We start from the raw sequence: 6,027 nt of genomic DNA, 5'->3' as shown, positions 1-6,027 counted from the left end.
TTATTCCGATGGTTTGGTGGCAATTACCGTAATTTGGAGTACCGTTTTCCCCTCATTAATCGCCATCTTTTTCTTTGCCAAACGCTGGAAAAGGGCCGGAATTATGAGTCCAGTTGAGTTTTTAGAAACCCGTTATAATGCCCCAATCCGACAAATATTTTCGTGGAGTGGCGTGGTTTTTAAATTGCTCGATGACATGATAAAACTTTATTCAATCGGGCTTTTTATCACCGCCGCTTCAGGAATTCCCTTCGAAACCGCCGTTATAGGTTGTGGTATAGTAGTAACTCTTTACACCGTAGTAGGTGGATTTTGGGCTGTTATTGTTACTGATGTGGTGCAGTTTGTGATACTTTTCTTTGCTACTTTAATTTTAGTTCCTTTAGCATACAATGCAGCAGGCGGTATCGAAAATATGCAAGCGGTTATTCCCCAAAATATGACTTGGTTTAATGGTAAAAAAGGAATGCCGCTTTGGTTAATGACTTACTATATTTTGTTAATCATCAGATACTTAGGCAATTGGACGTTCATTCAACGTTTTTATTCTGCCAAAACCGAAACCGACGGGCAGAAATTAGCGGGTTTATCGGCATTGTTTTTCTTTATTTTTCCCATTATTTTTCTTTTCCCGCCATTAGCTGCACGTGTGATTTTGCCTAATTTAGCCAATCCAGAAATGGCTTATGTTGCTCTGTGCGTCAAACTTTTACCTTCGGGTATTATGGGTTTGATGATGGCAGCCATGTTTGCTGCCACTATGTCGGTGCTTAGTGCCGAGTATAACGTAACCGCCAGCGTACTCACCCGTGATATTTACCAACGGGTTTTCAGACCAAATGCTTCTGGAAAAGAATCACTTTTAGTTGGCAGATTAATGACCCTTTTAGTAGGCACAATTGTAACTATCGGAGCGTTGTTTGTGACTGGTTTTGGGGGTGCTTTTGAGGCTAACAAACTATTAGCAGGTATTTTTGCAGTACCAATGATAGTGCCTGTTATTGTTGGGGTTTTGATGGCAAAACCACAACCTTGGGGTGCTTTATTTACGCTTTTTGGTGGTGTAATTTTAGGGTTTTTAATGCATGTATTTTTTGTAAAAAAAGACATTTTTAATATTTGTGGTCCAAATGTAATCGAAGAAATCAGATGGGCTATTGCTACTTTGGTTGAAATTGGATTCTGTTTTAGTGTCTTTATTATATCGGGTAAATTTAAATCAAAAAACCAAATATACAATGCTAAAGTATCAGCGTTCTTTCATAAATTGACCATACCGTTTGTTCCTACGAAAGAAAGCAAAAATGACGATGCTTTTGCAGATGCAATAAAACTAATGTATGGAATCGCTTTTGCATTGACAGGCTCTATGTTTGTAATAATGGGCTTTCCTTCTCGAAGTCTTTTAAGTGGTCAATTAGCATTAATATCTGGTGTTTTATGCCTTATTGTCGCTACATTTTTATATTTTAGAAAAAAACCAACGTTTAATAAAAATGAATAATTTAGAAAACAAAGTAGTATTTATAACGGGAGCATCAAGTGGAATTGGAAAGGCTACTGCTCAAATGTTGTTGGATGGTGGAGCAAAGGTTTTTGATTTTAGTCGCACTAATAAGTTAGGTGAAGAAGTTTCAAGCCCCAATTTAAAATCGTTCAGAGGTGATGTGAGTGTAGAAGCAGATGTAATTGCAGGATTTGCTGCTTGTGTTGAAGCCTTCGGAACGGTAGATATTCTTCTGAACAATGCAGGGCTTGGTTTAACATCACCCGACCTTTCAACCACCGACTTAGAAACTTTTGAAAAAATGATGGATATCAATGTAAAAGGAGTTTTTCTATGCAATCGGGAGGCTTTCAAAATTATGAAACCCAAACAAGCAGGTCATATTTTGACTGTTATTTCAATGGCTGGGCAACGTACCAATCCAAATGCTCCTTTGTATTGTGCTTCCAAATTTGGAGCAAGAGGTCTAAATAGTGGTTTGGCAGACCAAGCACTTAAACTGGGCATAAAGGTAACGGATATAAACCCTGGCCCAACAGATAGCAACTATTGGGGCGATCGCCAAGTGCCAAGAGAAAAATTCTTGAAAGTAGAAGACGTGGCAAGAGTAATTGTTTTTGTTATAAATCAGCCCGAATACGTGCTGATTCGAGAAATTAATTTTGACAACATGAAATTTTTAGCATAATGAATACTAACTTAATCTGTACCAACGAACATATTTCTAAATCACCATTCCCTATTTCGGTTGCCGAAATGCGTGAGCGTTACCTCAAACTTTATACGGGTGCAGTCAATGACGTACTGCGTTTTAATTATCAAATGCACGCTTCAAGTTTGCCAGCTTGCTACGCTCCATTGCGAGAAGAAATGAAACTTGCAGGTTTGGCATTTACAGTAAAAGGTGGGCCAGATATTACTACTGAAGGTGAGTTTGAAATGCGAGCCGAAATGTTGGAAGCCATTTACGAAGACTCGGTTGTGGTTTGGGACTGTTCGGGCGACACCGTGACCTCACAATGGGGTGAAGTGATGACAATGGCTGCCAAAAAAATTGGTTGTAGAGGAGCTGTTATCAATGGCATCAGAGATACGAAAGCCATTTTAGAATTGGGCTTTCCTGTATTTCATCAATTCAAGTCTAATACTGGTATGTTAGGGCGATTCAGAATGTATCATTACCTCAAACCGATTCTTATGGGTGAGGTAATTGTTACCCCTGGCGATTGGGTTTTTGGAGATATTGATGGGGTAATTTCTATTCCTCAAAACATTGCTTATGATGTTTTACTCGCCACCGAAAAACTGATGTTTAAAGAAGATGAAATCAGAGAAATGGTTGAAAGCGGAATGAAACCAACCGACGTAGTTAAAAACGGAGGGTATTTCTGACATGGCAGTATTTTTATCGGATATTGAAAAAACAGCCATTTTGAGAGAAATTGACGACGAAAAATCGTTGATTTCGGTATTTTTTAATGCTTTACAAAAAAGAGTTTACGAACGAGTTTCTTGGGGAAATCTCTTAGGATCAAACCCAACGACTATTTGGTGGCACTCGGCTGCTGAGTATTTGTCGGATGCTGCCATGAGTTACGCATTGCAACCAAACCTAGAATTAGCCGAATGGCTCAAAAGAGAAACACTCGAAATTGTTCGCAAAACAACTTATGATTGGGTTGGTCCCGAATTTCGTGACCACTCTGAACCCTTCATTGGGCATCTCGAAACAGCACATTTGTGTTGGGGTGTTTCGGCAGTTTATGATTTGGCAAAAACTGCTTTTTCTGAAAATGACCTACAAGAAATAAAAATAGCATTACACGAAAAAGGCATTGTTCTTTGTCGAAGATGGTTGAATAAAAACAAACATTTAGCCAATTGGAGAAGTATTTTATTTAGTGGTGCGATGGTTTCGGCAGTAGTTTTGGAAGATAAAAAGACGGTCTTTGAATTATTACCAGAGTTTGAACTTTGCCAAGATGCCATGCAAGACGATGGCTCATATGGCGAATCTTTGCAGTATGGCAATTATTTATTGTTGGCTTTAACATTTGCAAAAGAGGCTGTTTTGAGAGAATATCCATTATTATCAATCGTGTCTTCGGCTTCGCTCAGTCACCGAAATTCGACAATCGCTTGGCTAACAACCAGCATGTTCTATGCCAAACCTCTACACGGCTGGGGTGACGAACCACGAGCAAGGGCCGCTAATTTTAATGACAGTGCCGCCATTTTTCGTCCTTCAGGAGATATTTTGTTGCACATCGTCGCACGCAGTGAAAACGAAACGGAAAAGGGTTTAGCAAAATGGCTTTTTGAAAAATATTATTGTTCAGTTCCCAATCAAGAACCGCACGATTTGGCAACTTTGGGTATGCGAAACGATTGGGGATTTTTAACATTGCCATTGCTTACCTATCATTCAAAAAGTATTTCTGCCGAAGAAGCTAATTTGCCATTAACAACCTCTTTTTCAAATGGTAATGCTTTTATAAGAGATGCTTGGAACGGGAAAACCATCATTGCTACTAACGGTGGAAGTGAGTTACTCAACGGATTAGGGCATTTACACGGTGATTTGAACAGTTTTATTTTGGTACATAACAACGAAAGGCTTTTGGCAGACCCTGGACATTCTTGTTACAGAAATCTGATTCATGGCTTAGAAAGTAGCTCGCAAACGCACAATACTTGTACTTTTTTGATTGAAAAAGAGTCTTTGGGTTTACAAGAAGATTTAGCAAAAGCCTCACTTTTAGAGCAAAAAAGTGTTTTTCCAAGAAGAACTATTGTAAACGGAAAAGGTGGAGAGAAGATTGATAGGGGCGACAAAAGTCTTATTTGTGCAAAAGACGATGTGATTTCAGTCGTAGGCTCAGAAGTCGGAAATGCCTACGGAAAGCCTATTCAAGAATTTTCAAGATTTTGGATTCTTGCTGGAAGCCATGTTTTGTTTATAGTTGACCAAATTTCTGCGGATTATCCAATAACCACACTTTGGAATTGGGTCGTAAATAACAGAGATGGTAAAACTGTTTGGCAAAAAGAAAACAATTGTTTAACTGTAAAAAAGAATATGGCGGGCATGAAGCTATTTCATGGAGGAAATGGCTCATTTTCGTACCCAGTTCATGGATTTTTGCATGATGCCTACCATCCTGAACCCAATCAATTAGGTGAAGGTGGCTCTGGAGATAGTTTTTTATTCCGTTTTACAGAAAAAGAAAAATTGACTACTCGAATAGTTGTTCATGCGATTGCTTTAGATGAGCCTGATTTATTGACTAATTGGAATTTGGAAATAGTTAAAAACAGTTTCACCTTAAAAAGTGATTCCCGAAAATGGACTTTAAAAATCAACGAAAATGAATCTTTTTCAATTATTTCTGGTCATGGAAGAACTTGGAATATTACAAAAAATAATGACCGATACGAACTAAATAAAGTAGATACAATATGAATTTTCTAGGAATAGACCACCCCGCCGTAGCAGCCGATGATGTAGAAAAGCTTTCAGATTGGTATTGCGAAGTATTAGGTTACGAAAAATGGTTTCTTCATCCAACCGTCCAACCGCTCAAATTTGTATGGATGCTCAAAGCTCCCGACGGAACATTGCTCGAAATTATGCCCAAAGATGATACAATGAGGCAAGAAAGAACCACTTGGACACCTGGTTGGTCGCACTTGGCTCTGCGGGTTGAAAATATTCAAACTGCCATTGATTATTTGGATCATCAAAAGGTTACTTGGGGAGGAAATCTGATGGATGCTATTGGTGGTGGTAAAGTCAGAAACTTATTTGACCCAGAAGGTAATATGCTTCAAATTCTTCAAAGAACCCTCTGAAAACCAAATAATCGAACAAATCATTTTAAAAAAGCGACTCCTTATTTGGGGTAAGGGGTTGCTATTTTCAAATTATATAAAAAATGGAAAACTTCAAAATAAATGGCATAGATCATCCAGCAGTGGCTGCCGAAAATGTAGAGACTTTATCAAATTGGTACTGCGAAGTATTGGGTTTTGAAATCTTTTATAAAGACCCACGCCCTATTTGGTTATTGAAAGCACCTGACGGAGTCATTCTCGAAATTTTGCCCAATGATGGCAATGCTCGCCCTACCAGAACAAATCTAACCTTGGGCTGGTCGCACTTGGCATTTAATGTAGATGATATTGAAGCAGGTATTAAGCATTTGGATAATCACAACATTAGGTGGACGAGTGTACTTTCACCAGCAACAGGGGGAGGCAAAGTCCGTACTTTTTTAGACCCAGAAGGCAATGTTTTACAATTAGTTGAACGACCAAAAGAAATTTAATATGAAAGCACTATTTTACGAAGGAAATCATTCATTCTCAATAAAGACAACTGAGAAACAGCCGCTCCAAAAAGGCGAAGTTCGTTTGAAAATGGCGTATGTGGGCGTATGTGGAACTGACGTACACATCTACCACGGAAAGATGGATGCAAGAGTAAAACCTCCCCAAATTATCGGGCATGAGGTTTCGGG

7 protein-coding genes are annotated in these 6,027 nt (G+C 38.8%); all 7 read left to right on the top strand.

Features of this window, described 5'->3' with window-relative positions:
- Positions 1-1,504: sodium transporter (locus ACH2CJ_RS20220; RefSeq protein WP_394995927.1), on the top strand; the 1,504-nt coding region annotated here is incomplete at its 5' end.
- On the top strand, positions 1,497-2,195 hold the full coding sequence (locus ACH2CJ_RS20215; protein ID WP_394995925.1) for an SDR family oxidoreductase: 699 nt from the start codon (positions 1,497-1,499) through the stop codon (positions 2,193-2,195). The genes ACH2CJ_RS20220 and ACH2CJ_RS20215, both read left to right, overlap by 8 nt.
- Positions 2,195-2,899: an RraA family protein gene (locus ACH2CJ_RS20210; protein WP_394995922.1), complete on the top strand. Its 705-nt coding sequence runs from the start codon at positions 2,195-2,197 to the stop codon at positions 2,897-2,899. Before ACH2CJ_RS20215 ends, ACH2CJ_RS20210 begins: the two co-directional genes overlap by 1 nt.
- Position 2,900: 1 nt before the next feature.
- Positions 2,901-4,970 (top strand): heparinase II/III family protein, encoded by a 2,070-nt coding sequence (locus ACH2CJ_RS20205; protein WP_394995920.1) that lies wholly within the window; start codon positions 2,901-2,903, stop codon positions 4,968-4,970.
- Positions 4,967-5,359 carry a VOC family protein gene (locus tag ACH2CJ_RS20200; RefSeq protein ID WP_394995918.1) on the top strand — a complete coding sequence of 131 codons (393 nt, stop codon included), beginning with the start codon at positions 4,967-4,969 and terminating at the stop codon, positions 5,357-5,359. The genes ACH2CJ_RS20205 and ACH2CJ_RS20200 overlap by 4 nt, the downstream gene beginning before the upstream one ends.
- A gap of 83 nt (positions 5,360-5,442) precedes the next feature.
- A complete protein-coding gene (locus tag ACH2CJ_RS20195; RefSeq protein WP_394995917.1) occupies positions 5,443-5,835 on the top strand; it encodes a VOC family protein in 393 nt (130 codons plus the stop codon).
- 1 nt (position 5,836) lies between these two features.
- Positions 5,837-6,027, top strand: a 191-nt coding sequence (locus tag ACH2CJ_RS20190; protein WP_394995915.1) for an alcohol dehydrogenase catalytic domain-containing protein, incomplete at its 3' end; no start/stop codon positions are given.

This window comes from Emticicia sp., assembly GCF_043780375.1.
In the GTDB taxonomy this organism is placed as follows: Bacteria; Bacteroidota; Bacteroidia; order Cytophagales; family Spirosomataceae; genus Emticicia.
This window is presented reverse-complemented; position numbering and strand designations above follow the sequence as displayed.

Bases quoted from the DNA above. Each gene is read 5' to 3' on its own strand.
- ACH2CJ_RS20215 (WP_394995925.1), top strand. From the start codon at position 1,497: ATGAATAATTTAGAAAACAAAGTAGTATTTATAACGGGAGCATCAAGT.
- ACH2CJ_RS20210 (WP_394995922.1), top strand. From the start codon at position 2,195: ATGAATACTAACTTAATCTGTACCAACGAACATATTTCTAAATCACCA.
- ACH2CJ_RS20205 (WP_394995920.1), top strand. From the start codon at position 2,901: ATGGCAGTATTTTTATCGGATATTGAAAAAACAGCCATTTTGAGAGAA.
- ACH2CJ_RS20200 (WP_394995918.1), top strand. From the start codon at position 4,967: ATGAATTTTCTAGGAATAGACCACCCCGCCGTAGCAGCCGATGATGTA.
- ACH2CJ_RS20195 (WP_394995917.1), top strand. From the start codon at position 5,443: ATGGAAAACTTCAAAATAAATGGCATAGATCATCCAGCAGTGGCTGCC.